Genomic DNA, 23,252 nt, shown 5'->3' with positions numbered 1-23,252 from the left:
GCCCACGCAGTTGGACAGCGAGTGAGGACAGCATGACCGCCGCCAAGGAAGTCAGCGTCGGTGCACCCGACGACACCGCCGTGCTCGGTGAGCTCGCCGACGCGCTCCGGCGGGTTCGCCGCGGCGATCTCAAGGTTCGGCTGCCCCGCCGGAGCGGGATGGCCGGTGAGGTCGCGGACGCGTTCAACGAGGTCGTGTCGCTCCAGGAGCGGCAAAATCTCGATCTGCGGCGGATCAGTCGCATCGTCGGACGGGACGGCCGGCTCACCGAGCGTCTTGACGACGAGGGCCTCGACGGGGCCTGGGCCGACAGTGTCCGATCGGTGAACGCCCTGATCGACGACCTCGGCCGGCCGACCACCGAGATCTCCCGGGTCATTGTCGCCGTCGCTGAGGGTGACCTCTCGCAGCACATGGCACTCGAGATGGACGGGCGACCCCTTCGGGGTGAATTCCTGCGCATCGGCCGCACGGTGAACACGATGGTCGACCAGCTGTCGTCGTTCGCCGACGAGGTGACGCGGGTGGCCCGCGAGGTCGGCACCGAGGGCGAGCTCGGCGGTCAGGCCGACGTCCGTGGTGTCGCCGGCACGTGGAAGGACCTGACCGACTCCGTCAACACGATGGCGTCGAACCTGACTCACCAGGTGCGATCGATCTCACAGGTCGCCACGGCCATGGCCCGCGGCGATCTGTCGCAGAAGATCACGGTTTCCGCCCGGGGCGAGGTGGCCGAGCTGGCCGACACCATGAACGGGGTGACCGACACGCTGCGCTTGTTCGCCGAGCAGGTCACCCGCGTGGCGCGCGAGGTGGGCACCGAGGGCAAGCTGGGCGGTCAGGCCGAGGTGCCGAACGTCGCCGGTACGTGGAAGGACCTGACCGATTCGGTCAACTCGATGGCGTCCAACCTGACGAGCCAGGTCCGTAACATCGCCCAGGTCTCCACGGCGGTGGCCAAGGGCGACCTGTCGCAGAAGATCACGGTGGCCGCGCAGGGCGAGATCCTCGAGCTCAAGGACACCGTGAACACGATGGTGGACCAGCTGTCGTCGTTCGCCGACGAGGTGACCCGGGTGGCCCGCGAGGTCGGCACCGAGGGCAAGCTGGGCGGTCAGGCCCAGGTCAGAGGCGTTTCCGGTACGTGGCGTGAGCTAACCGAGAACGTCAACCAGCTGGCCGCCAACCTCACCGACCAGGTACGCAACATCGCCCAGGTCTCCACGGCGGTGGCCAAGGGCGACCTGTCCCAGAAGATCACGGTGGACGCCCGGGGCGAGATCCTGGCCCTGAAGAACACGATGAACACGATGGTCGACCAGCTCTCGTCGTTCGCCGACGAGGTGACGCGGGTGGCCCGCGAGGTGGGCTCGGAGGGCAAGCTGGGTGGCCAGGCCCAGGTGAAGGGCGTCTCCGGCACCTGGCGCGACCTGACCGACAACGTCAACTACATGGCGTCCAACCTGACCAGCCAGGTCCGCAACATCGCCTCGGTGACCACGGCCGTGGCCAAGGGTGACCTGTCGCAGAAGATCACGGTCGATGCCCGGGGCGAGATCCTCGAGCTGAAGTCGACGGTGAACACGATGGTCGACCAGCTGTCGTCGTTCGCCGACGAGGTGACGCGGGTGGCCCGCGAGGTCGGCACCGAGGGCAAGCTCGGCGGTCAGGCCCAGGTACGCGGGGTCGCCGGCACGTGGCGCGATCTCACCGACAACGTCAACTCGATGGCCTCCAACCTGACGGCCCAGGTCCGTAACATCGCCCAGGTCTCGACGGCGGTGGCCAAGGGCGACCTGTCGCAGAAGATCACGGTCGACGCCCAGGGCGAGATCCTCGAGCTCAAGAACACCGTGAACACCATGGTCGACCAGCTCTCGTCGTTCGCCGACGAGGTCACCCGAGTGGCCCGCGAGGTGGGCTCGGAAGGCAAGCTCGGCGGTCAGGCCCAGGTGCGCGGCGTGGCCGGCACGTGGCGCGATCTCACCGACAACGTGAACTACATGGCGTCCAACCTGACGGCCCAGGTCCGCAACATCGCCTCGGTGACCACGGCCGTGGCCAAGGGCGACCTGTCGCAGAAGATCACGGTCGACGCCCGCGGCGAGATCCTGGAACTCAAGGACACCGTGAACACGATGGTCGACCAGCTCTCGTCGTTCGCCACCGAGGTGACCCGGGTCGGCCGCGAGGTCGGCGTCGAGGGCAAGCTCGGCGGTCAGGCCCAGGTCAAGGGTGTTTCCGGTACGTGGCAGGACCTGACCGACAACGTCAACCAGCTCGCCTCCACGCTGACCATCCAGCTGCGCGCGATCGCCGAGGTGTCCACCGCCGTGACCCGCGGTGACCTGACCCAGAGCATCGCGGTCGAGGCGCAGGGCGAGGTCGCCGAGCTCAAGGACAACATCAACCAGATGATCGTCACCCTCCGGGAGACGACGAAGGCCAACGCCGAGCAGGGCTGGCTCGACTCGAACCTGGCCCGCATCGGCGGCCTGCTCCAGGGGCAGCGCGACCTCGGCGAGGTCTGCCGCATGATCATGACCGAGGTGACGCCGCTGGTCGACGCCCAGCTCGGCGCGTTCTTCCTGGTCGACAACGAGCAGGCGGTGATGCGGCTGAGGCTGGCCGCCTCGTACGGCTATGTCGCCCGTAATCACGAGGTCACCTTCGGGCCCGGCGAAGGCCTGGTCGGCCAGGCCGCGGTCTCCCGCCGGACGATCCGGGTCCGCGCCACCCACGACGGCATCCTCACCATGCGCTCCGGACTCATGTCGATGCCGCCGAACGACCTGGTGGTGCTTCCGGTTCTGTTCGAGGGGGAGATGCTGGGCGTGATCGAGTTCGCCTCGGTCGCCGCCTTCTCGGGGCTGCACCTCACGTTCCTGGAGCGCCTGGTCTCGACGATCGGGATCGCTCTCAACACCATTCAGGCCAACCGGCGTACGGAGGAACTGCTCTCCCAATCGCAGCGGCTGGCCCGCGAGATGCAGGACCAGTCGGCCGAGCTGCAGCGCACCAACGCCGAGCTCGAGGACAAGGCCCAGCTGCTGAGCGACCAGAAGGCCAACATCGAGACCAAGAACCGGGAGATCGAGCAGGCCCGGCGCGGTCTGGAGGAGAAGGCGCAGCAGCTCTCGCGCGCGAGCGCGTACAAGTCGGAGTTCCTGGCCAACATGAGCCACGAGCTGCGCACCCCGCTCAACTCGCTGCTGCTGCTGGCCCGCCTGCTGGCCGACAACGCCGACACCAACCTGACCGAGAAGCAGATCGAGTTCGCCCGCACGATCCACAGTGCCGGCTCCGACCTGCTGTCGCTGATCGACGACATCCTCGACCTCGCCAAGATCGAGGCCGGCCGGATGGACGTCGAGCCCGACCAGGTCGACTTCGACGGCGTACGCAGCTATGTCGAGCAGGCGTTCGCGCCGCAGGCCGAGGAGAAGGGCCTGCAGTTCCGGGTCCAGGTCGAGAACGGGCTGCCGTCCTCGATCGTCACCGACCCGCAGCGCCTCCAGCAGATCCTGCGCAACCTGCTGTCGAACGCGGTCAAGTTCACCGACAAGGGATCGGTGACGCTGAACATCTTCGCGGCGCCGGCCACCACCGATTTCGACGTGCCGGCGCTGGCCTCGGCCCAGCAGGTGATCGCGTTCTCGGTCAGCGACACCGGCATCGGCATCAACGACGAGAAGCTGGCCATCATCTTCGAGCCGTTCCAGCAGGCCGACGGCACGACCACCCGCAAGTACGGCGGCACCGGCCTGGGCCTGTCGATCAGCCGCGACCTGGCCGCCCTGCTCGGCGGCACGATCGTGGTGTCCTCGCGGCCGGGTGAGGGCTCGACCTTCACCTTGTACATGCCGGACGCGCTGAGCGCCGAGGGCATCCCGGCCATCGCCCTGCCGACCCTGCCCACGGCGACCGTCGTGGTGCAGCCGGCGGCGGCCTCGCTCGACATGCCGCTGATGGAGATGCCGGTGCTCAGCCAGCGGGCCGACATCGAGAGCCACGTGGTGACCCCGGCCAGCCGCCAGCTCGACGGGGCCACGGTGCTGATCGTCGACGACGACGTCCGTAACGTGTTCGCCCTGACCAGCGCCCTCGAGATGCACGGCCTGAACGTCCTGTACTCGGACAACGGCGTCGACGGGGTCCGCGTGCTGGCCGAACACCCCGAGATCGACATCGTCCTGATGGACGCGATGATGCCCGACCAGGACGGGTACGAGACGACCCGCGGAATCCGCCGAAACCAGCGCTTCCAGGACCTCCCGGTAGTGTTCCTGACGGCGAAGGCGATGCCCGGGGACCGGGAGTCGGCCCTCGCGGCGGGCGCCAGTGACTACATCACCAAGCCCGTCGATCTCGACGAGCTGATCGAGCTGATGGCCCGTTGGGTGAACGCGGACCCCGAGGAAAGGATCACGCGTGGCTGAGCGTGCCAAGGCCCTGCTCGTCGACGACCGGAAGGACAATCTGCTCGCGCTGGAAGCGATCCTCCAGGGCCTGCCGGTGACCCCGGTGGCCGTGCAGAGTGGCGAGGCGGCGCTGAAACAGCTGCTCACCGACGATTTCGCGGTCATCCTGCTGGACGCCCAGATGCCCAACATGGACGGTTTCGAGACGGCCAGCCACATCAAGCGGCGGGAACGGACCCGGCACGTGCCGATCCTGTTCCTCACCGCCGCCGACCGGGACGCTCAGCTGGCGCTCCGGGGCTACGCGGTGGGCGCCGTCGATTACCTGACCAAGCCGTTCGACCCGTGGGTGCTGCGGGCCAAGGTGTCCATCTTCGTCGAGCTCTGGACGAAATCGCAGCAACTGAAGGCTCAGGCCGACGCGACCCGCGAGCGGGAGTCACAGTGGCAGCGGCTGACCGAGACGGTCGACGAGGCGGCGCGCGTGCTGCGCTCCGGCGGTGAGGACGCCGCCGCCGAAGCGCTCGCGCTGTTGGAGAAGGCCCGCTGGGGCAATTAACTACACATTGGCGTACGGGGTGAGAGCGTTCGCCAGGAGCAGTCGCAGGACTGACTTCGGGCGGGCGCCGACCGTCGCGCTGACCAGCGTGCCGTTGTCGTAGACGAGCAGGGTCGGCAGCGACATGATCCGGTGGGCCCGGGCGGTCTCGGGGTTCTCGTCGGCGTTCAGGGTGTAGATCCGCAACTTGCCGTCGAACTCGGGGGCGAGTTCGGCCAGGGTGCGGGCCATCGGGCCGCAGGGCGGGCACCACTCGGCCCAGACGTCGACGACGACCGGGGTGGTGGCGTCGCGGATCGTCTCGGCGAAGGTGGCATCGGTCAGGGCTGGCAGATGGTTGTGGGGCTCAGCATGGTCTGGCACAGGGGCTCCTCGACGGCCTCGTTCAGCTGGGCGCGCAGACGCTGCCGGAGGTCGGTGAGCTGCCCGATGTAGCCGTCCACTTCGGCCAGCTTGCGGCGCAGCACCTCGACCGAGTCGGGACAGACATGTCCTGATTCGTTGCCGGCGCGAAGGCACGCGACGAAGGGCTTGATGTCCTCGAGACCGAAGCCGGCCGCCAGCAGCGAGCGGATCTCGTACACGACGCGCAGCTCGGCGTCCTCGTACTGGCGATATCCGTTCGCGTCGCGGCCGGCGTGGACCAGACCGTGCTGCTCGTAGTAGCGCAGCGTCCTCGTGCTGGTGCCGGCCTTCTCGGCCAGCTCTCCGATCAACATCGGCGCCCCCCATCCGTCAACTGACGTTAGGCATTGACACCGGCGTCAAGGCAACGGTTTGTTTCGCCGCTCCAAGATCAACAAGGGTCAGGCGGTGCTGCTGATCATCAGGGCGCTTCTGAGACCGGTGATATCCAGCACTCGCATGAGGAAGTCGCCGACGTTGGCCAGGGCCAGCACCGCGCGGGCGTGCTGGGCCTTGCGACTGAGCACGACCAGCGTGCCCAGGCCCTGCGAATCGCAGAAGGTGACACCCGCCATGTCCAGGACGATGCGGGCGGGCGGCTCGGCGAGCACTTCGTTGACCAGCGTCGACAGATTATTGACCGTGAGCACGTCGATCTCCCCGGCGAGGTGGAAGACGACCTCGTCGGGGGCTCGCTGAACCGTGATCGACAGTTCGGGTCGCTCCACCGGGTCAGCCTATCGCCTATGCACCGGTTCGGCCCGTCGGGCGCGTGCGTAACCGGGCGTTCCGGACATCCCCATGTGCGGCTTTGCGGCATCCTCGGGTGATGTGAGGAACCCTCTTGAGATTCTTGCCCGAGCGCGCTGACACAATGGGAGCCGCTGTGACCACCTCATACCGCGCCGAGGGCCTCCCCTACCCGGAGGACGCCCCGGCTTCCCAGGCCCTGTTCGACCGCGCCCAGGCCATCGTGCCGGGCGGGGTCAATTCACCCGTGCGTGCGTTCCGAGCGGTCGGTGGCACGCCCCGATTCATGGCGCACGGCTCGGGGCCGTGGCTCACCGACGCCGACGGACGGCGCTACGTCGACCTGGTCTGCTCGTGGGGCCCGCTGATCCACGGCCACGCCCACCCCGAGGTCATCGCCGCCATCCAGGCCGCCGCCGCCCGCGGCACGAGCTTCGGCACGCCCACCGCGGGCGAGGTCGACCTGGCCGAGGAGATCGTCCGGCGTACCGCGGTCGACGAGGTCCGCCTGGTCAACTCGGGTACCGAGGCCACCATGTCTGCCATCCGGCTGGCCCGCGGCTTCACCGGCCGTTCCAAGATCGTGAAGTTCGCCGGTTGCTACCACGGGCACGTCGACGCGCTGCTCGCCGCGGCCGGCTCCGGCGTGGCCACGCTGGGGCTGCCCGACTCGCCCGGCGTCACCGGCGCCGCCGCGAGCGAGACGCTCGTACTGCCGTACAACGACATCTCCGCGGTCGAGGCCGTCTTCCGGGAGAACGGCGGCGAGATCGCCGCCGTCATCACCGAGGCCGCCGCCGGCAACATGGGGGTCGTCGCCCCGCGCGAGGGCTTCAACCAGCGGCTGGCCGAGATCGCCCACGCGCACGGCGCCCTGCTCATCGTCGACGAGGTGATGACCGGCTTCCGGGTCTCGGCCGGTGGCTGGGCCGGGCTCGACCCGGTCGACGCCGACCTGTTCACCTTCGGCAAGGTGATGGGCGGCGGCCTGCCCGCGGCCGCGTTCGGCGGGCGGCGCGACGTGATGTCGCGGCTCGCCCCGGCCGGCCCGGTCTATCAGGCCGGCACCCTGTCCGGAAACCCGCTGGCCTGCGCGGCCGGGCTCGCCTCGCTGCGGCTGGCCGACGACGCGGTCTACAAGCGGCTCGACGAGCTGTCGGCCACGATCGGCGCGCTCGCCTCCGACGAGCTGACCAAGGCCGGCGTCCCGCACCGGCTGTCCTTCGCCGGCAACATGTTCTCGATCTTCTTCACCGAGGTCGACGTGGTCGACTACGACTCGGCGAAGACCCAGGACGCCGGTGCGTTCAAGGCGTTCTTCCACGAGATGCTGTCGCGCGGGGTCTACCTGCCGCCGAGCGCGTTCGAGTCGTGGTTCGTCTCGACCGCGATCGACGACGCGGCGCTGGAGCAGATCGCGACGGCGCTCCCGTACGCAGCGAGGGCGGCCGCGCGATGAGCGAGTCCACAAAGACGACGGTGCACGTGCTGCGCCACGGCGAGGTCCACAACCCGGGCAAGATCCTGTACGGCCGTCTGCCCGACTTCCACCTCTCCGAGCTGGGTAAGCAGATGGCCAAGGCGGCGGCCGAGGCGCTGAAGGACCGCGACGTGACGTACGTGGTCTCCAGCCCGCTCGAGCGAGCGCAGGAGACGGCCGAGCCGATCGCGGCCGAGTTCGACCTCGAGATCGCCACCGACGTGCGGCTGATCGAGAGCTCGAACTACTTCGAGGGCAAGAGGGTGTCCGTCGGCGACGGCGCGTTCAGCAACCCGCGGCACTGGTGGGTGCTGCGCGACCCGATCACCCCGTCCTGGGGCGAGGCGTACCTCGTGATCGCGCAGCGCATGTTCGCGGCGGTCCAGGCGGCCCGGGTCGCGGCCGAGGGCCATGAGGCCGTCTGCATCTCGCACCAACTGCCCATCTGGACGCTTCGGCGCTACGTGGAGAAGAAGCGGCTCTGGCACGATCCGCGTAAGCGGCAGTGCGGGCTGGCCAGCCTCACCTCGTTCCACTTCGAAGACTCCAAGGTCGTCGGAATCGACTACTCGGAGCCGGCCGCCCATCTGGTGGCGCTGTCCGCGACTGCCAAGACCGCCAAGGGAGCTTGACCGTGCGCCGCCTCGCCATCGTCCTGGCCACCGCCGTCCTCTCGGCCGGTGCGTTAGCCGGGTGCGGCGGGGACAACTGGGCCGACAAGTGCTCCACGGCCTCCGGCGTCGTCGATTGCGCCCCCGGCCAGCGCACCCCGGTCAAGGAGGTCAAGGGCGAACTGCTGGACGGCAAGCAGTACGACTTGAAGTCCGACCTGGGCAAGGTGGTGGTGGTCAACTTCTGGGGTTCGTGGTGCGCGCCGTGCCGGGCCGAGGCCGACGACCTGGAGAAGACGTACCAGACCACCAAGGCGCAGAACGTGGCCTTCCTGGGCGTCAACACCCGTGACGACCGGGACGCGGCCATCCAGTTCGAGCGCAACCGGGTGACGTACCCGAGCATCTACGACGTCGACGGCAAGGTCGCGCTCCAGTTCGACGTGACGCAGACCAGCACGCCGGCCACCCTGATCATCGACCGCCAGGGCCGCATCGCGGTGGCGATCCGCCAGGCCACCACGGTGACCCAGTTGCAGCCCCTGGTGGAAAAGGTGGCCGCGGAGGGGAACGGCTGATGGGCGAGCAGTTCGCCTCGATCGCCAGCGGCGGGCCACTGATCCTGGCGCTGGCCGTGGCCGCGGTCGCCGGCCTGGTCAGCATCCTGTCGCCGTGTGTGCTGCCCCTGCTGCCGGGCTACCTCTCCTACGTCACCGGGCTGGCCGGCTCCGACCTCGACTCGCGGCTGGAGGGCTCGCGGCCGGACGGCGCGGCGGGCGGCGGCGTCGCCACCCTCGCCAAGATCCGCTCCAAGGGGCGCGTCCTGGCCGGGACGAGCCTGTTCGTGCTCGGCTTCGCGGTCGTGTTCATCCTGCTCAACGTGGTCGTGGTAAACGCCGGCTTCCTGATCCGCCACCAGGACGCGCTGAACGTCGCCCTCGGTGTCCTGATCATCGTGCTCGGCCTCGGTTACCTCGGCTGGATCCCCTGGCTGCAGCGCGAGGCCCGCATCACCAAGCTTCCGGCCGCCGGCCTGCTCGGCGCGCCGATCTTCGGGGCGATCTTCGCGATCTCCTGGGCGCCCTGCGTGGGCCCGACGCTGGGCGCGGTCATGGCGCTGGGCGTGACGTCCGGTGAGACCGACCGGGCCGTGCTGCTCGCCGTCGCGTACAGCCTGGGCCTGGGTCTTCCGTTCGTGCTCTTCGGGCTTTTCTTCAGCAAGTTGATCGGGGTTTTCCGGACGATCCGGCGCAACAGCCGGTGGGTCACGCGGGTCGGCGGGGTGCTGCTGATCCTGGTCGGCCTCGCGCTCGTCACCGGCGGCTGGAACGACTTCCTGATCTGGCTGAAGACGACCTTCGACCTCGGAGCGGAGGGCATCCTGTGACGATCGTCGAGGAGCGCCAGGCGCCGCCGGCCGCGCCGCCGCCCAACCGGGGGAGCCGGATCTGGGCGTTGGTGCGCAATTCGTGGCGCCAGCTGACCAGCATGCGTACGGCGCTGGTCCTGCTCTTCCTGCTCGCCGTCGCCGCGATTCCGGGCTCGGTCTTCCCGCAGCGCGCGGTGAACGCGGAAAAGGTCTCGCAGTACTACACGGCCCACCCGGAACTCGCGCCCTGGCTGGAGAAATTCGGCGGGTTCGAGGTGTACGCCTCGCCGTGGTTCGCCTCGATCTACCTGCTCCTGTTCGTGTCCCTGATCGGCTGTGTCGTACCGCGGCTGATCGACCATGTGCGGGCGCTGCGGATCGCCGTACCGGACGCGCCGAAGCGCTTCGGGCGCCTGCCGCAGCACAGCGACGAGTGGACCAGCGCGCAGGAGCCGGCCGCGGCGGCCGCGGTGATTGCTCAACAACTGCGTAAGCGCCGATTCCGCACCAAAGTCCGCGAACAGGGCGACGGTAGCTTCACGGTCTCGGCCGAGAAGGGCTACCTCAAAGAGACCGGCAACCTCCTGTTCCACATCAGCATGCTGGCCGTGCTGATCGGCGTCGGCTTCGGTCACTGGTACGGCTGGCACGGCAACCGCATCCTGGTCGGCGGCCCCGACCAGGGGTTCTGCAACGTGCTGCCGCAGTACGACGACTCGTCGCTCGGCCCGCGCGTCACCGCGGCCGACCTGCCGGACTTCTGCCTGAAGCTCACCGACTTCGACGCCACCTTCCAGAGCACCGGCCAGCCCAAGACGTTCTCGGCGACCGTCTCGGTCACCCAGAACGGCGAGCCGGCCGAGACCCGGAAGTTCACCGTCAACGACCCGCTGCGGCTCGACGGCGCCAGCGTGCACCTGCTCGGCCACGGCTACGCGCCGATCCTGCGCTTCACCGACCGCTACGGCGTCGCCCAGACCAGGGTCGTGCCGTTCCTGCCGGTCGACGCGATGCAGACCAGCGAGGGCGTCGCCCAGTTCCCGGACGTGAACATCGACCCCAAGACCGGCCGGCGCGACACCAAGCTCCAGATGGCCTTCGAAGGCCGCTACCTGCCGACGGTGGCCAAGGACGGCAGCGCCACCTCGGCCTTCCCGGCCGAGAACGACCCCGCGCTCTACCTGACCGCCTACCAGGGCGACCTCGGGCTCGACGTGGGGACGCCGCGGTCGGTCTACTCGCTCGACCAGGGCCAGATCGCCACCGGCGAGCTGAAGAACATCACCGGCGCCCGGCCGCACCCGCTGCGCGCCGGCGAGACCTGGACCCTGGACGACGGCAGCAAGCTGCAGTTCCTCGGCACGCAGCCGTTCGCCACGCTCTCCATCCGGTACGACCCGACCCAGTCGCTGGCCCTGGTCGGCGCGGTTCTGGGCCTGGCCGGCCTGATGCTCTCGCTGTGGGGACAGCGGCGCCGGGTCTGGTTCCGCGCCCTGCCAGGTACGCCGGCATCGTCCGGCGGTACGTTGTTGGTGGCCGGTGGGCTACCGCGCACCGACTATCCCGGTTTTCCCGATGAGTTCGCATCTTTGGTCAAAACCGCCGAGGAAGGGACGTCCTGATGGCGGAGTTGTCGAATCAGTTAGTGGCGGCCGCCGTCCTGGCTTACCTGTTCGCGATGATCTGCTACGCGGGGGAGTACGCGTTCGGCCGGCGCAGCCACATCGGCAAGGCGGCCGCCCGCCCGGCCCGCCAGCTCGTGGGCGCGGGCGCCCCGGCCCCTTCCTCGGTTGCCGATGACGTGGTGCCTTCTTCCGTTGCCGACGACGTGGCGCCTTCTTCGGCTGCTGGCGACGTCGTGCCGCCTCCGGCCCGGCGCGACCGGGCCGAGCTGATCGGCCGGATCGCGGTCGGCCTCAACGTTCTCGCGCTGCTGTTCCACCTCGGCGCCCTGGTCACCCGCGGAGTCGCGGCCGACCGGATGCCGTGGGGCAACATGTACGAGTACATCCTGTCGACGACCTTCGTCGCCTCGGCGGTGTGGGCGGGGGTTGTCCTGACCCGCCCGAAGGTGCGCCATCTGGGCCTGTTCGCGACGCTGGCGCTGGTCGTCATGCTCGGCGCGGCCAGCCTCATCGCGTACACGCCGGTGGGCCCGCTGGTGCCGGCGCTGAACTCGTACTGGTTCATCATCCACGTGTCGACGGTCATCATCGGCTCCGGCATCTTCCTGATCGGCGCCGTGCCGGCCGCGATGTTCCTCATCCGGCAGGGATACGACGACGGCAAGCGCTCGTTCCCGTACACGCTGGGCAAGCGGGTGCCCGAGGCGGCGCTGCTCGAGCGGCTGACGTTCCGGCTGCACGCCTTCGCCTTCCCGCTGTTCACCTTCGGCGCCCTGATCGCCGGCCCGATCTGGGCCGAGGCGTCGTGGGGGCGCTACTGGGGCTGGGACCCCAAGGAGGTGTGGGCGTTCATCTCCTGGATCGTCTACGCCGGCTACCTGCACGCCCGGGCCACCCCCAGCGTGAAGCGGACGGTGGCGACGTGGATCGCCCTGATCGGCTTCGTGACGATGCTGATGAACCTGTTCGGCGTGAACCTGTTCTTCGAGGGCCTGCACTCGTACGCGAACGCGGGCTAGCCGAAAAGATCGCTGAAGAGCCGGGGCTTTCGCTCCGGCTCTTCCTGCTTTCCGGGTCGCGCCAGTTGCCCTCCGGGCGCCGCCCCTTGCGTTTCGGGCGCCACATGCGTTCCGCCCGTTCCGGGCGCCTCGGCCTGCGTTCCGGGCGCCTCGGCCTGCGTTCCGGGCGCCTCAGCTTGCCCTCCGGGTGCGGCTGCGGCGGGGCCTGGGTCGGCGACCGACTGCATTCCGGGTTCGGGCGCTGCGGGGGTCGGCGCGCCCACCACGTCGGCGTCGCCGAGCGGTAGGGGCGGTGCGGGAGCGACCGCGGAGCGCAGCAGGCCGCTTCGGGAGCAGTCGCCGGCGGTCCACGTGTCGTAGCGGGTGCGCCAGTCCAGGCAGAAGCCGCCGCGCTGCTGGCGCTGGGTGGGGTCGGTGCCGGTCAGCGTGGGTACGTCCTCGCGCCACAGGCGCGGCTCGCCGCCGCCGGCCGGGCGCAGGCGAACGTTGTCGACGGTCACCGGCGGCACGTCGATCAGGCCCGGGCGGCCGGCGTCGACATGCACCTCCACGTACTGCTCGACCACGGCGGTCTCGCCGATCGGCAGGCGCTGGGCGGTGAGAAGGTTCCACCGGTTGCCCCACCACAGCCAGGCGCTCCACACGCCGTCGGGGTCGCTGTGCAGATCGAGCCAGACCTTGTCGCCGGGCCGCAGGACGTACTGGTCGTAGAACTGCCAGGTCTTGGTGTTGGTGTTGAAGGTGTAGATGTGCTGGCGGCCGGTCCCGGCCCAGCCGGTCTCGGCCCAGCCCGCCTCGAGCCAGTTGATGACACCGCGGCCGAGGTTGCGCTTCACCATGAACCGGCCGGCGACGAAGTCGTACGAACGCGGCCGGATCGAACCGTCGACGATCGACATGCGCCCGGAGACACCGGCCCACTCGCCGCCGGTGTTGGCGCCCAGATGGTGATAACCGCTCGGCGTGAACCCGGCCTCGCCCCGCCGCGCGAGCCGCACCCCCGACTCGACGATCGGCTCCGTAACCGCCCGGCACGCCCCCGCCGCCCCGGCCCCCGCAGGCACCGTGGGCGGCCGCGTCGAGCGCCCCGCCATCGGACACGCCGGCAGCGCCCGCCGCCGCGCCGTCTCCAAGGCGGCCCCTTGCGCAGCGGCCGCCTGCCCCGTGGCTCCCTGCCCGGCGGCTTCTTGCCCCGCGCCCTCGCGGCCGGCGGATAGCGCCGGGGTCGCGCTGATCAGCGCGGTGGCCAGCCCTGCCGCGGCACACCAGCGTGCAACGTTCCGGACCTTCACCGGAGCACCTCCCATTCCGCCGGACCAATCGCCCACTCCAACTCGAATCGGACATCCTGAGTGACGGTGATCGCCCCGGCTCGGAACTGCCGGACCGGTGGTGAAGACTGGGTACATGGCGCCGCGTGGGTTTCCCTATGAAGATCTGCAAAGCTTCGTCGCCGCCCTGGAGGCGGCCGGTGAGCTGCGCCGGGTGACCGTTCCGGTCGACCCGACGCTGGAGATCAGCGAGGTGGTGACGCGCACCGTGCGGGCCGGCGGGCCGGCGCTGCTGTTCGAGCGGCCCACCCGCGGCGACATGCCCCTGCTGATCAACCTGTTCGGCACCGAGAAGCGGATGGCCATGGCCCTCGGCGTCGACTCGCTCGACGAGGTCGGCGACCGGATCGGCGCCCTGGTCAAGCCGGAGCTGCCGGTCGGCTGGTCGGGCATCCGCGAGGGCATCGGCAAGGTGCTGCAGCTCAAGTCGCTGCCGCCGCGCAAGGTGAAGACCGCCCCCTGTCAGGAAGTGGTGCTCAAGGGCGACGAGGTCGACCTCGGCCTGTTGCCCGGCCTGCAGATCTGGCCCGACGACGGCGGCATCTACCACAACTTCGGCCTCACCCACACCAAGCACCCCGAGACCGGCAAGCGCAACCTGGGGCTCTACCGCCTGCAGCAGCACTCGCGCAACACCCTCGGCATGCACTGGCAGATCCACAAGGACTCGACCGCCCACCACGCGGTGGCCGAGCGGCTGGGCCAGCGCCTCCCGGTGGCCATCGCGATCGGCTGCGATCCCGTCGTGTCGTACGCGGCGAGCGCCCCGCTTCCCGCCGACATCGACGAATACCTGTTCGCGGGCTTCCTGCGCGGCGAGCGGGTCGAGATGGTCGACTGCCTGACCGTGCCGCTGCAGGTCCCGGCGAACGCGCAGATCATCCTCGAGGGCTACCTCGAGCCCGGCGAGCGGCTGCCCGAGGGCCCGTTCGGCGACCACACCGGCTTCTACACCCCGGTCGAGCCGTTCCCGGTGCTGCACATCGAGACGATGACCATGCGGAAGAAGCCGATCTACCACTCGATCATCACCTCGAAGCCGCCGCAGGAGGACCACGGCCTGGGCAAGGCGACCGAGCGCATCTTCCTGCCGCTGATCAAGATCCTGATCCCCGACATCGTCGACTACGACCTGCCCTCGGCCGGCGTCTTCCACAACTGCGCGATCATCTCGATCCGCAAGCGCTACCCCAAGCACGCTCAGAAGGTCATGAACGCGGTCTGGGGAGCCCACTCGCTGGCGATGACCAAGCTGATCGTGATCGTCGACGAGGACTGCGACGTCCACGACTACAACGAGGTCGCCTTCCGGGCCTTCGGCAACGTCGACTACGACCGCGACCTGATGCTGACCCAGGGGCCCGTCGATCACCTCGACCATGCCTCCTACCAGCAGTTCTGGGGCGGTAAGGCCGGTATCGACGCCACCCGTAAGCTGCCGGGCGAGGGCTACACGCGGGGCTGGCCGGAAGAGATGACGATGTCGCCCGAGGTCGTGAGCCTGGTGGACAAGCGCTGGAAGGAATACGGCATATGACAGCGGTCGCCGCGGTCCCGGAGAAGCCGGGCAAGATCAAAGCGTTCCTGCGGCTGGTCGCCATCGAGCACTCGGTCTTCGCGCTGCCGTTCGCCTACCTGTCGGCGGCGGTCGCCCTCGACCGCGAGGGCACCGGCGTGCACTGGGTCGACCTGCTGCTCATCACGATCGCGATGGTCTCCGGCCGTACGTTCGCGATGGCCGCCAACCGCATCCTCGACCGCCGGATCGACGCGCAGAACCCGCGGACCCGCAACCGCGAGCTGGTCACCGGCGCCGTCTCCCCGCGCACCGCGTGGACCGGCGCGATCGTCTCGCTGGTCGTGATGGCGGTGGCGGCCGGGCTGCTCAACTGGCTCTGCCTGGTGCTCTTCCCGCTCGCCGTGATCCCGCTGGTCGTTTATCCGTACGCCAAGCGCTTCACGAATTTTCCGCACTACGTGCTCGCCCTGGCGCAGGCGGTCGCCCCGGTCGGCGCCTGGCTCGGCATCACCGGCACGTTCTCCGGCTCCGGCCCGGCCTGGCTGCTCGGCGTCGCGGTCGGCCTGTGGATCGGCGGCTTCGATATCATCTACGCCTGCCAGGACGTGGAGATCGACCGCAAGATCGGCGTGCACTCGACCCCGGCCCGCTTCGGCGTGCGGACGGCGCTGCACATCTCGACCGTGACCCACGTGGTGACGTTCGCGCTGTTCGTCTGGTTCGGCCAGGTCGTCGGTTTCGGCTGGCTCTGGTGGATCGGCCTCGCGCTGACCGCGGCCGCCTTCATCTACCAGCACGTCATCGTGACGCCGACCGACCTCTCCAAGGTCAACCGCGCCTTCTTCACCTCGAACGGCTTCGTCGGCATCGCGCTGTTCCTCTTCGCCCTGCTCGATCTGCTCCTGCTGTAACCCCCGGGGCATCGGCCTCCGTCTAATCCGCGTGAGCGACAAAGAGGCCGAGTTCCGGGAGTTCGTCGGCGCGCAGATGGAGTCGCTCTCCGGCAGGCGCTGCTGCGCATACCGGCCAAGCAGCGGGCCGTGCTGGTGCTGCGTTTCCTCGAGGGCCTGAGCGTTCAGCAGACCGCGGCCGCCCTGCGCTGCCCAGAAGGCACCGTCAAGGTCTACACGGCCCGGGGGCTCGACGCGCTGCGCCGCGTCCTCGGCGTGGAGCTCGGCATCGACGAGAAGGCGGGAGGCCGTCATGAAGCAGCTGTCTGACCTGATGGAGGAGGCGGCCCGGGCGGACGCGCCACCGCTGCGCCACACCGTCGACGACGTCGTGTCGGCGGGCAAGCGCCGTACGAGGCGTCGCGCCGTGGGGTGGGCGTCTGTGGCCGCGGTGGCCGTGGTCGCCGCGATCGGGGTGCCACAGGCGGCCCTCCACCGCGCCGAGCCGGCCCACCCGTTCATCGCGCCCGCCACGTCGGCGCCACCGACTGCGACATCGCCCAAGGTCGCATTTACCTTCAAGGGCTTCACCGCGGGGAAGTTCCGGGTCGCCGATCCGTATGGGTGGGATCTGGACCAGCAAGGGGCGCGAATTTTCCTGGGCGCGGAAGAGGTCGGATACCTCAACGTCTACCGGCCCGGAGTCGATCCTCGTCGCCGCTACTTCGATCAGGGAGTCGCGACTGGCCCGGTCCGGGGGCGGCCCGCGTTCGTTCTGACCAGCAGGCCCACGCCACCGCTGATCTGGCAGTATGCGCCGGGCGCCTGGGCTGAGCTTGAGCCGGCCGATAGGCGGCTTTGGAGCGACCTGCGGCCGGTGGTTGAGGCGTTCCAGCTCTCACTGCCCTACGACGTCTCGATCCCCTTCCGCTCTGCCTTCGCGTTCAAAGGCTTCCAGATCACATCTGTGAGTCTCCGCAGTCACCTGGCTCTCGTGCAGATGTCGCCCACCTCGTCCGTCCGCCGGGCGCTCGCCGACCCGGACTACAAGATCGACGGCGGGGACCCGTCCGTGTTCATCGACATCACAGACAGGGTCGACCTCGCCAACTCCGACGCCGAGTGCAAGGACGGAAGACTTGGCCGATCCTGCTACCGGAAGACAGCTGATGGGCGATACCTGATGTCCGTCGTTGCGCCATCCTCCAGCAAGGGGGAAGTGGCACAGGTGCTCGGCGGGCTGTCTCCTACCGACCTCGGCAATCCGGCGACGTGGGTGGCCGTGGATGAGGCATTCCCCGCATCGGCCCTGCCCGGCGCGGGCTGACGTGCACACTTGAGGCATGCGTGAACCATGGGTCGTGGGGGTCTCAGGGGCGTCCGGTACGCCGTACGCCAAAGCGGTCTTGACCTCGCTCCTGGACGCCGGCGAGGCGGTCGACCTGGTTATCTCGCGGGCGGCCCGGCTGACCCTGCTCGACGAGACCGGCGCGACCGTGCGGGACGCGCACTGGAAGGACGACGTCGGCGCCTGGCTCGAGCGCGATCTGGGTGACCTGACATATTGGCCGGCCGGCGACCTGGCGGCCGGGCCGAGCAGCGGCTCGTACCCGGCCAAGGGCATGATCGTGGTGCCGGCCAGCACCGCGGCCTGCGCCGGCATCGCCATCGGGCTGTCCAAGGACCTGCTCCAGCGGGCCGCCGAGGTCAACCTGAAGGAACGGCGACGCACGGTGATCGTGCCGCGGGAAACTCCCGTCACACGCAGTCACCTCGAGCACCAGATCGCCCTGTTGGACGCCGGTGCGGTCGTGTTGCCGGCGAGCCCCGGCTTCTACGGATCCGGGGCTCAGGCGACCGCTCAGCAGCTCATCGACTTCGTGGCGGGCAAGGCGCTGGACGCTCTGGGCGTACCCCACACGCTTCTGACCCGTTGGAAGGGTGAGCTGAATGCTCAGCGCAATCCGTTGGGCGGGCCGTAACCCATGCCCGGATTGTTCGGTCCGGCATTGCGGGGCCGGTTGGCGGCGTCGTCCTCGCGCATTTCCTCGACCACGCCATCGCCCTCCAGCAGGGCCCTGACCTCGGATTCGCGAAACCGGCGGTGGCCACCCGGAGTGCGGATGCTGCCGATGCGCCCGGCGGCCGCCCAACGCGTGACCGTCTTGGGGTCGACGCGGAACAACGCGGCCACCTCGCCCGGTGTCAGCAGACGATCTCCAGTGTCCACAACCCCCTCCTCGCGTCGGTGTTCTGGAGCGGCCGTGATCACGGTGAGTGTCGGCGTGCTCGATCGGGACGTAAAGCCATTAGAGCATTGCCCCGGAACCGAGTCCCTGGAATGCGGAAAAAGCCCTAATTGCGACAGTGATCGTTATCCTGCCGACGATTCATCGCTACCGGGCGTGAGTGGCGATCTGCCACCCGATTAGGGTCATCAGCATGGACTCCATCGACCTGCGGCTGATCGAGCTGCTACGGGAGAACGCCCGCTCGTCGTACGCGGAGCTCGCCCGCAAGGTCGGGCTTTCGGCGCCCGCCGTGCACGAGCGCGTCGGCAAGCTCGAGGCGGCCGGCACCATTCGCGGCTACCGGGCCGAGGTCGACCACGAGGCGCTGGGTCTGGGGGTCACCGCGCTGATCGGCATCATCGAGGACTCCGGGGCCGACACCGACGACGTGCTGGCCGCCGTGCGGGCGATGCCCGAGGTGGAGAGTTGCTACTTCATGGCCGGCGTGGAGTCGTACCAGCTGACCGTGCGGGTCGGCACGATCGCCGAGCTGGAACAGCTGATCGTGCGGATCAACCGCACACCCGGCGTCGCCTCGACCCGTACGGCCATCGCCCTGTCCACCAAGTGGGAGAACCGCCCCCAGCCCGGCCTGGCTTAAGTTTCCGGACCCGCCAGGGGCGGTGATCTGGCAGGCTTGGGCTCAGCCGGACCTGCCGCTCGCACCGACGGCCGTCCCGCTCAGCCGAACCCTGCGGCTCGCACCGACGGCCGTCCCGCTCAGCCGGACCTGCGGCTCGCTCGCACCGACGACCGCCTCGCTCAGCCGGGCTTGCCGTTGGCTCGGACGGCCAGGCCCGGATAGTCGATGACGAAGCCGTCGTCGTCGATGGTCAGGTCCGCGCTGAAGGTCTCGCCGGCATAGCGGACGCGGCCGTCGGGCAGCGCCGTGTAGATCTGGTCGGCCGGCACCACCTCGAGGCTGGGCAGAAGGACCCAGGCCACGTTCAGGCGATGGGCCATGCCGACCTCGTCCCCCCGCGCCTGATGCAGACCGAGACGGCGTACGGGCAAAGTGTTCGTCAACGGCGATCCGCCGAGATCGACGTCGAAGGCGCCGAAGAGCCGATCAGGATCCTCGATGCCAGGGAACCCGGCGCCGGCGTGCCCGGCCGACGACAGCACGGCGTTCAGGTCGCCCTGCTCCTTGGTGGTGGCCCGCCACCGGCCGGCGGCCAGCTCCAGGCGCACGCTGCGCGCCCAGCCCGCCCCCTCGGCGACGACGTCGAGGTAGCCGGTCACCCACTCGGCATCGGTACGCAACTCGTACCGGCACGTGTACGGAATCGGGTCGACGGCGAGCGCGACACCCCGCGCGTAAAGGCCGGACGACGAATCGACGAGGGCGTTCTCGGCCCCCGCGGTGTCTTTGCGTTCCCAGAACAGAGACTGCGGCAACGGCGACATGCTTCCTGTGTACCCGCGCTCGCGTTCATGGAAAAGCCGAAAGCCCGGCACGATCGCTCGTGCCGGGCTTTCGGGAGGAACTGTGGATCAGTAGGTACGCGCCGGGCGCGGGCTGCCGTAGCGGCCCGCCGAGCCGCCCTCGCGGCGGTCGTTGCGCTGGTTGCCGCCGCGGAAGCCGCCGGTGCGCTCGGCGTTGCGGCCGTAGCCGCGGTCGCCGGCCGGGCGGTCACCCGCGGGACGGTCGCCGAAGCCGCGACGCTCGCCGCGGTCGCCATAGCCGCCGCGGTCGCCGGTGGGGCGGTCGCCGTAGCCGGCGCGGTCGCCGGCCGGGCGGTCGCCGTACGAGCGCTGCGGACGGTCGCCGTACGAGGGACGGTCACCGAAGGAACGGTCACCGCCCGTACGGTCGTCGTAGGAACGCTGCGGACGGTCACCGTACGAACGCTGCGGACGGTCACCGCGCGGGCGGTCACCGAAGCCACGGCCACCACGGTCGCCACCGCCGAAGCGGCCACGCGAGCCGCCACGCTCGCGGCGGGGCTCCGGCTCGTCGACCACGGGCACGCCGCTCGGCTCGCGAGCGCCGGTCACCTCGGCCAGCTTCTCGTCGCCGAGGCGGACGCGAACCTCGCCCGGGTTGACCCCGGCCTTCGACATCATCGCCTGGGTGCTGCGGCGCTGCTTGGGCAGCACCAGCGTCACCACGGCACCCGACTCACCGGCGCGGGCCGTACGGCCGGCACGGTGCAGGTAGTCCTTCGGGTCCTTCGGCGGGTCCACGTGCACGACCAGCGAGATGCCGTCGACGTGGATGCCGCGGGCGGCCACGTCCGTCGCCACGAGGACGCTGGTACGGCCCTCCTTGAACTCGGCGAGCGTGCGGGTACGGACCCGCTGCGTCTTGCCGCCGTGCAGGCCGCCGGCCCGGACACCGACCGCGCGGAGCTGCTCGACCAGACGGTCGACGCCCATCTGCGTACGGGCGAAGACGATGGTCTTGCCCTCGCGGTTGGCGATCGAGGCCGCGATCGGGAACTTGTCGTGCGGCGGGATCAGCAGCAGGAAGTGGTCCATGGTGGACACGCTGGCCTCGGCCGGAGCCGTGGAGTGCGTGACCGGGTCGTGCATGAACCGCTTGACCAGCGACTCGACGTCACCGTCGAGAGTGGCCGAGAAGAGCAGGCGCTGCGCGTTCTCCGGCGTCTTGGCCAGCAGATCGGTGACCTCGGGCAGGAAGCCCATGTCGGCCATCTGGTCGGCCTCGTCGAGCACCGTGATCTCGATGTCGTCGAGCTTACAGGCGCCCCGCTCGATCAGGTCGCCGAGGCGGCCCGGGGTGGCGACCATGACCTCGACGCCGCGGCGCAGCGCGTCCATCTGACGGTCGTACGGAACGCCGCCGACAGCGGTCTTGAGGAAGACGCCGACCGAACGGCCGAGCGGCATCAGCGCGTCGGCGACCTGCATCGCCAGCTCGCGCGTGGGCACCAGGATCAGCGCCTTGGGGTGGTGCGGGCGGGCGCGGCCGCCCTGCGCGACGCGGGCCAGCAGCGGCAGGCCGAACGCCAGTGTCTTGCCGGAGCCGGTCTGGCCACGGCCGAGGACGTCACGGCCGGCGAGCGCGTCGGGCATGGTCGCGGCCTGGATCTCGAACGGCTGCGTGATGCCCTCGCGGTTGAGGACGCGAACCAGCTCGGCGGGGAGGCCGAGCTCGGCGAAGGTCTTCACCGGCGCCGGGGTGTCCTCGGCGGTCTCGGTGGCTTCGGTGGTCTCGACAGCGTCGGACGGGGCCGCCACGGTCTCGACAGCGTCGGACGGGGCCGCCACGGTCTCGACAGCGTCGGACTGGGCCGCCACGGTCTCGGTCGCCTCGGACTCAACGACGGCGACGTCGGTGACGGGCGTCTCGGTGACCGCGGTCTCATCGGCGGTCTCGGTGGGGTTTTCGAAGACGGACGGGAACGTGCTGGGATCAGCGAAAGTGGTCAAGAGAACCTCTCTACGGGGGCGCATGCTCGCGAATGGCCCGCCGCGGCTGCCGTGAGCCGACCGCTGAAATGCCCGCAAGAACGCCCGTGGCGTGCTCCGCAAGGGCACGCCGCGTCAATAACTGTCATAAGTGTACGGCTCAACGTTTTCCGCGCCGACCGCATTCCACGCCTGTAGTGGGCAGGCTCACCCCCGGGCGCAACCTCGCCAGCTTAGGGTCAGGCGCGGTCCACCGCCAAAAAAGTCGGATAACGGTCAGTGCGTTACTCGAACATCTTGCCGATCATGTCGCTGAACGAACTGCCCGCGGTGAGCAGGAAGACGACACTGACCGCCACCAACAGGCCTAGCACGACCAGCATGGCCACTGCCACTTTGAGGTTGCCGCGGCGGCGGTCGACGACCTCGTCGTGCCAGCCCTGAGCCAGGATGTGCCCGGTCAGAGAGCCGGAGTTCTCCACCGCGTTCATCGAGACGGGCATCGTTGTGTCGATCGTCTCGTATCCACCGGTGCCGTAGAGCGTGCCGTACAGCCGCTGCTGCGGGACGGCCATGGTGGCATCGATGTCGTCACCGTGCGCCTCGAAGGCGGTGGTGGCGGGCGATCCGAAGACGGTTCCGGCGGGAACTCCGGTCGGCTGAGAAGAAGTCGGCCCGAACGGCCGGGCGGACGGGGCCGGCTCGCCGACCCCGAAGGGGGTGGTCACGCTGCGTGCGCTCGCTTCCGGGGGCATTGAGTACGCCGGTAGACCGGCGCCGTTGGACGGGATCATAGGTGGCGGCGGCACGATCGGCGGCGGCGGCCCCGGCACGGGGCTGGGACCGGGCCCCGGAGGTACCGGGCTCGGCCCCGGACCGGGCGGCACAGGAAACGGACCCGGACCGGGCGGTACGGGCGATGGTCCAGGACCCGGAGGTACCGGGCTCGGCCCGGGACCAGGCGGCACGGGACCCGGCGGAGTAGGGCTCGGTGTCGGGCCGGGGGTGGGCGCCGGGAAAGGGTTCGGCGCCGGGAAAGGACCCGGCGCAGGCGGGGCCGGGAACGGGTCCGGCGGTTCGATCGGCTCGGGCCGGCCGGGCTCGGGCCGCGTGGGCTCGGGCTTCTGCGGCGGTACGGGCACAGGCGGCACCGGAGTGGGGCTCGGCTCAGGCTCGTCCGGCTCAGGCGCGGGCTCCCCGGGCTGCGGCCGACCGGGCGCGGGCTCCCCGGGCTGCGGCCGACCCGGCGTGGGCTCACCCGGCTGCGGCTTGCTCGGCGTGGGCTCACCGGGTTCCGGCTCACCCGGCGTGGGCTCACCCGGCTGAGGCGGGCCTGACAGCTTCGGGTCCGACGTCGGCGGGCCTGACGGCTTCGAGTCCGACGTCGGCGGCCCTGAGAGCTTCGCGTCCGACGGCTGCGGGTCCGACAGCTTGGAGTCGGCCCGTTCCGTATCGGCCCGCTGCGCATCGGCCAGCTCGGGGTCGGCCGGCTGCGGGTCGCTCGCCGAGGTCGTGGCTGGAGTCTTGGCGGTCGCCGTACCCACGACGGGCGCGGCCGGGGCCGTCGCGATCGGGGTTTCCGGCGTGCCGGGAGGAGTGACCAGCTT

21 protein-coding genes and 1 pseudogene are annotated in these 23,252 nt (G+C 69.8%); 14 read left to right on the top strand and 8 right to left on the bottom strand.

The window, feature by feature from the left end; translation table 11 throughout:
• Positions 1-32 precede the first annotated feature (32 nt).
• Together ACGFJ7_RS41830 and ACGFJ7_RS41825 are read left to right on the top strand one after the other, a co-directional pair.
• Complete coding sequence (locus tag ACGFJ7_RS41830) at positions 33-4,439, top strand: HAMP domain-containing protein (RefSeq protein ID WP_360260630.1); 4,407 nt, start codon at positions 33-35, stop codon at positions 4,437-4,439.
• Positions 4,432-4,980, top strand: a complete 549-nt coding sequence (locus ACGFJ7_RS41825; RefSeq protein WP_360260628.1) for a response regulator — start codon at positions 4,432-4,434, stop codon at positions 4,978-4,980. The genes ACGFJ7_RS41830 and ACGFJ7_RS41825 overlap by 8 nt, the downstream gene beginning before the upstream one ends.
• Here the strand turns inward: ACGFJ7_RS41825 and ACGFJ7_RS41820 are convergent, their stop codons facing one another.
• The 3 genes from ACGFJ7_RS41820 to ACGFJ7_RS41810 form a co-directional block, all read right to left on the bottom strand.
• The gene (locus tag ACGFJ7_RS41820; protein ID WP_360260625.1) at positions 4,981-5,343 is read right to left on the bottom strand and encodes a thioredoxin domain-containing protein; all 363 of its coding nucleotides are present in this window, start codon (positions 5,341-5,343) and stop codon (positions 4,981-4,983) included.
• The gene (locus ACGFJ7_RS41815; protein ID WP_360260623.1) at positions 5,301-5,699 is read right to left on the bottom strand and encodes a MerR family transcriptional regulator; all 399 of its coding nucleotides are present in this window, start codon (positions 5,697-5,699) and stop codon (positions 5,301-5,303) included. Before ACGFJ7_RS41815 ends, ACGFJ7_RS41820 begins: the two co-directional genes overlap by 43 nt.
• Positions 5,700-5,786: 87 nt before the next feature.
• Positions 5,787-6,113 carry an STAS domain-containing protein gene (locus ACGFJ7_RS41810; RefSeq protein WP_097327824.1) on the bottom strand — a complete coding sequence of 109 codons (327 nt, stop codon included), beginning with the start codon at positions 6,111-6,113 and terminating at the stop codon, positions 5,787-5,789.
• Between the two features lie 146 nt (positions 6,114-6,259).
• Between ACGFJ7_RS41810 and hemL the strand changes: the two genes are divergently transcribed.
• The 6 genes from hemL to ccsB are packed head-to-tail and all read left to right on the top strand — an operon-like array spanning position 6,260 to position 12,239.
• Complete coding sequence (gene hemL / locus ACGFJ7_RS41805; protein WP_360260621.1) at positions 6,260-7,594, top strand: glutamate-1-semialdehyde 2,1-aminomutase; 1,335 nt, start codon at positions 6,260-6,262, stop codon at positions 7,592-7,594.
• Entirely contained in the window at positions 7,591-8,247 is a 657-nt protein-coding gene (locus tag ACGFJ7_RS41800; protein WP_360260619.1) for a histidine phosphatase family protein, read from the top strand. The genes hemL and ACGFJ7_RS41800 overlap by 4 nt, the downstream gene beginning before the upstream one ends.
• Positions 8,244-8,804: a TlpA disulfide reductase family protein gene (locus ACGFJ7_RS41795; protein ID WP_360260616.1), complete on the top strand. Its 561-nt coding sequence runs from the start codon at positions 8,244-8,246 to the stop codon at positions 8,802-8,804. The genes ACGFJ7_RS41800 and ACGFJ7_RS41795 overlap by 4 nt, the downstream gene beginning before the upstream one ends.
• The gene (locus ACGFJ7_RS41790; protein ID WP_360260613.1) at positions 8,804-9,613 is read left to right on the top strand and encodes a cytochrome c biogenesis protein CcdA; all 810 of its coding nucleotides are present in this window, start codon (positions 8,804-8,806) and stop codon (positions 9,611-9,613) included. The genes ACGFJ7_RS41795 and ACGFJ7_RS41790 overlap by 1 nt, the downstream gene beginning before the upstream one ends.
• On the top strand, positions 9,610-11,217 hold the full coding sequence (locus ACGFJ7_RS41785; protein ID WP_392647601.1) for a cytochrome c biogenesis protein ResB: 1,608 nt from the start codon (positions 9,610-9,612) through the stop codon (positions 11,215-11,217). The genes ACGFJ7_RS41790 and ACGFJ7_RS41785 overlap by 4 nt, the downstream gene beginning before the upstream one ends.
• Positions 11,217-12,239: a c-type cytochrome biogenesis protein CcsB gene (gene ccsB / locus ACGFJ7_RS41780; RefSeq protein WP_360260607.1), complete on the top strand. Its 1,023-nt coding sequence runs from the start codon at positions 11,217-11,219 to the stop codon at positions 12,237-12,239. The genes ACGFJ7_RS41785 and ccsB overlap by 1 nt, the downstream gene beginning before the upstream one ends.
• Here ccsB and ACGFJ7_RS41775 read toward each other — a convergent pair.
• On the bottom strand, positions 12,236-13,237 hold the full coding sequence (locus ACGFJ7_RS41775) for a hypothetical protein (RefSeq protein WP_360260604.1): 1,002 nt from the start codon (positions 13,235-13,237) through the stop codon (positions 12,236-12,238). The genes ccsB and ACGFJ7_RS41775 overlap by 4 nt on opposite strands.
• A gap of 409 nt (positions 13,238-13,646) precedes the next feature.
• Here ACGFJ7_RS41775 and ACGFJ7_RS41770 point away from each other — a divergent pair, with 409 nt between their 5' ends.
• From ACGFJ7_RS41770 to ACGFJ7_RS41750, 5 genes and pseudogenes are all read left to right on the top strand, one after another.
• Positions 13,647-15,107, top strand: a complete 1,461-nt coding sequence (locus ACGFJ7_RS41770; protein ID WP_360260601.1) for a menaquinone biosynthesis decarboxylase — start codon at positions 13,647-13,649, stop codon at positions 15,105-15,107.
• On the top strand, positions 15,104-16,000 hold the full coding sequence (gene mqnP / locus ACGFJ7_RS41765) for a menaquinone biosynthesis prenyltransferase MqnP (RefSeq protein WP_392647596.1): 897 nt from the start codon (positions 15,104-15,106) through the stop codon (positions 15,998-16,000). Before ACGFJ7_RS41770 ends, mqnP begins: the two co-directional genes overlap by 4 nt.
• A 96-nt stretch (positions 16,001-16,096) precedes the next feature.
• Positions 16,097-16,309: pseudogene (locus tag ACGFJ7_RS41760) on the top strand (RNA polymerase sigma factor); the annotation flags it as partial.
• Positions 16,293-17,306, top strand: a complete 1,014-nt coding sequence (locus ACGFJ7_RS41755) for a hypothetical protein (RefSeq protein WP_392647593.1) — start codon at positions 16,293-16,295, stop codon at positions 17,304-17,306. The pseudogene ACGFJ7_RS41760 and the gene ACGFJ7_RS41755, both read left to right, overlap by 17 nt.
• 16 nt (positions 17,307-17,322) lie before the next feature.
• Positions 17,323-17,961, top strand: a complete 639-nt coding sequence (locus ACGFJ7_RS41750; protein ID WP_360260592.1) for a UbiX family flavin prenyltransferase — start codon at positions 17,323-17,325, stop codon at positions 17,959-17,961.
• Here ACGFJ7_RS41750 and ACGFJ7_RS41745 read toward each other — a convergent pair.
• On the bottom strand, positions 17,934-18,209 hold the full coding sequence (locus ACGFJ7_RS41745; protein ID WP_203804916.1) for a BldC family transcriptional regulator: 276 nt from the start codon (positions 18,207-18,209) through the stop codon (positions 17,934-17,936). The genes ACGFJ7_RS41750 and ACGFJ7_RS41745 overlap by 28 nt on opposite strands.
• A 212-nt stretch (positions 18,210-18,421) precedes the next feature.
• On the opposite strand from ACGFJ7_RS41745, the gene ACGFJ7_RS41740 reads away from it, so the two are divergent.
• A complete protein-coding gene (locus tag ACGFJ7_RS41740; RefSeq protein WP_097327836.1) occupies positions 18,422-18,871 on the top strand; it encodes an Lrp/AsnC family transcriptional regulator in 450 nt (149 codons plus the stop codon).
• 161 nt (positions 18,872-19,032) lie between these two features.
• On the opposite strand, the gene ACGFJ7_RS41735 is transcribed toward ACGFJ7_RS41740, so the two are convergent.
• The 3 genes from ACGFJ7_RS41735 to ACGFJ7_RS41725 form a co-directional block, all read right to left on the bottom strand.
• Entirely contained in the window at positions 19,033-19,677 is a 645-nt protein-coding gene (locus ACGFJ7_RS41735) for a putative glycolipid-binding domain-containing protein (protein ID WP_392647588.1), read from the bottom strand.
• 87 nt (positions 19,678-19,764) lie between these two features.
• Entirely contained in the window at positions 19,765-21,666 is a 1,902-nt protein-coding gene (locus ACGFJ7_RS41730; RefSeq protein ID WP_392647586.1) for a DEAD/DEAH box helicase, read from the bottom strand.
• A 263-nt stretch (positions 21,667-21,929) separates the two neighbouring features.
• On the bottom strand, positions 21,930-22,373 hold the full coding sequence (locus ACGFJ7_RS41725; protein ID WP_360260583.1) for a hypothetical protein: 444 nt from the start codon (positions 22,371-22,373) through the stop codon (positions 21,930-21,932).
• Between the last annotated feature and the right edge of the window lie 879 nt (positions 22,374-23,252).

Origin of the sequence: Actinoplanes sp. NPDC048988, assembly GCF_043197815.1 — a bacterium.
GTDB lineage: Bacteria > Actinomycetota > Actinomycetes > Mycobacteriales > Micromonosporaceae > Actinoplanes.
This window is presented reverse-complemented; position numbering and strand designations above follow the sequence as displayed.

Coding starts and splice junctions, on each gene's coding strand:
- ACGFJ7_RS41830 (WP_360260630.1), top strand. CDS start 33: ATGACCGCCGCCAAGGAAGTCAGCGTCGGTGCACCCGACGACACCGCC.
- ACGFJ7_RS41815 (WP_360260623.1), bottom strand. CDS start 5,699: ATGTTGATCGGAGAGCTGGCCGAGAAGGCCGGCACCAGCACGAGGACG.
- hemL (WP_360260621.1), top strand. CDS start 6,260: ATGGGAGCCGCTGTGACCACCTCATACCGCGCCGAGGGCCTCCCCTAC.
- ACGFJ7_RS41800 (WP_360260619.1), top strand. CDS start 7,591: ATGAGCGAGTCCACAAAGACGACGGTGCACGTGCTGCGCCACGGCGAG.
- ACGFJ7_RS41790 (WP_360260613.1), top strand. CDS start 8,804: ATGGGCGAGCAGTTCGCCTCGATCGCCAGCGGCGGGCCACTGATCCTG.
- ccsB (WP_360260607.1), top strand. CDS start 11,217: ATGGCGGAGTTGTCGAATCAGTTAGTGGCGGCCGCCGTCCTGGCTTAC.
- ACGFJ7_RS41770 (WP_360260601.1), top strand. CDS start 13,647: ATGGCGCCGCGTGGGTTTCCCTATGAAGATCTGCAAAGCTTCGTCGCC.
- mqnP (WP_392647596.1), top strand. CDS start 15,104: ATGACAGCGGTCGCCGCGGTCCCGGAGAAGCCGGGCAAGATCAAAGCG.
- ACGFJ7_RS41755 (WP_392647593.1), top strand. CDS start 16,293: ATGAAGCAGCTGTCTGACCTGATGGAGGAGGCGGCCCGGGCGGACGCG.
- ACGFJ7_RS41750 (WP_360260592.1), top strand. CDS start 17,323: ATGCGTGAACCATGGGTCGTGGGGGTCTCAGGGGCGTCCGGTACGCCG.
- ACGFJ7_RS41740 (WP_097327836.1), top strand. CDS start 18,422: ATGGACTCCATCGACCTGCGGCTGATCGAGCTGCTACGGGAGAACGCC.
- ACGFJ7_RS41735 (WP_392647588.1), bottom strand. CDS start 19,677: ATGTCGCCGTTGCCGCAGTCTCTGTTCTGGGAACGCAAAGACACCGCG.